1 protein-coding gene and 1 pseudogene are annotated in these 1495 nt (G+C 44.6%); one reads left to right on the top strand and one right to left on the bottom strand.

Annotated elements, in window-relative coordinates; all coding sequences use genetic code 11:
- Positions 1 to 457: 457 nt before the first annotated feature.
- The gene (locus F6K52_RS36230) at positions 458 to 667 is read right to left on the bottom strand and encodes a hypothetical protein (protein ID WP_293090044.1); all 210 of its coding nucleotides are present in this window, start codon (positions 665 to 667) and stop codon (positions 458 to 460) included.
- A gap of 94 nt (positions 668 to 761) precedes the next feature.
- On the opposite strand from F6K52_RS36230, the pseudogene F6K52_RS36225 reads away from it, so the two are divergent.
- A pseudogene (locus F6K52_RS36225) lies at positions 762 to 1495 on the top strand (RNA-guided endonuclease TnpB family protein); the annotation flags it as partial.

Raw genomic sequence — 1495 nt, 5'->3', positions numbered from 1 at the left:
TCTACCAGGCGCTTTCACTGCAAGGGGTCAGATGATCAAAACGAGCAGGAATTTTCAACCAGCGGTACCAGCCCGTAACCTTGTTTACTACCTCCCGTTGATTAGCTGACGGCTGACCACTGTTCGCGTAGCTTGGCCAAAGGCCTTTAGCTGTTGGCGTAGCCTGCGCGTAGCGCATATGCTTACTTTTGTATCCCAGGCTTTTGCCGCCCTTGGTCAACGGTAAAAAAAACCCATCGATAGGTAGGATGGGGATTTTTGGACAGATTTTCCATTAAGGATTTGCCATGGCGCATGCTATCAAAACTTCCTGAAATGTGAGAACCCCCGTGCTTTAGCCGGGGTCAGAAGTTACCGCAAGAATAAGGCAGCCTTTATGGTTGGTCGGCTACTCGTCCCAGGGTTAAAACTTTGAGGCGCGCTTTCGCGAAAGCGCGCCTCCATGATTAAGGCTGCCTTATTCTAAGGTACGGGCTCCGGGATGAAACTCAGAGACTGGAAATATCGGCGTCGTGTCCATCTTCTCTCTTCCCCAGCTTTCTAATAATTCTCCAACACTGGTATTTGATTCTTTAGCTGATAATTGAAGCCATTTCCACGCCGTCCCAGTAAACCAAACAGTATGGGGCTTTTTTAGTTCATCATGGTGTACGGGGATCCCCCTCATTCTTTTTCTAGTTTTCCGTTGATTGGTTGTTGAAATATTGAGAACCGGTGTCTATACTGGATATATACTAACAAAGGCAAGGAGGTGATAACAAATGTACAGGACAGTTCCAGTAAAAGCTAATTTTTCAGAAGAAGAAAGAGCTTTCTGGGAATTTCAGTGTCAACAAGCTAATAGTTTGTTTAATTGTGCCATCTACTACGCAAAACAAAAACATTACCAGTGGCTAGAAAAACAGGATGCTTATACTACCTACTGGCGTGGGGACGAACTAAGAGCTGGCTGGAAAACTTACAAGTGTGGTATTAAATACCCAGAGATAGATAAAGCCTTAAAAATGAGTCCCCACTATAAGGGTATGGCAGCTCAATCTGCTCAACAAACCCTTAAAACTGTAGGGGAAGCGATCGCTAGTTACAACAAACTAGTCGGATTGTATTATCTTCGGAAAGTTGATAGACCAAGGTTTCCTCGTTATAGAAAATCAGGAGGGTTTGCGGCTGTTACTTTTCCTAAGCAAGCGCTGACTTATAAAGAGGGTTTGTTCTACCCTTCTGTTAGCAAAGAGAGCAAGCCGGAATTACTAACTCAAATAACTCTAGACCCTCCTAATTTCATAGATCCAGACTGGGTCAAAGAGGTTACCATTCGCCCCTGTTATGGTCAGTTATGGATTGATTGGGTTATTGACGACGGGAAAGACTTATTGGCCACCAATCCCAATCTTGATTACTCCCAAGCCATAGGCATAGACCATGGTGGCGACAACTGCCTAACTTGTGTCTCAACCCGGGGCAAGAGCTTTATCATTTATGTGAAAAAACCAAA

Source organism: Moorena sp. SIO3H5 (assembly GCF_010692395.1).
Taxonomy (GTDB): domain Bacteria; phylum Cyanobacteriota; class Cyanobacteriia; order Cyanobacteriales; family Coleofasciculaceae; genus Moorena.
The sequence above is the reverse complement of the archived record's forward strand: the minus strand, read 5'-3'. Positions and strand labels throughout refer to the sequence as shown.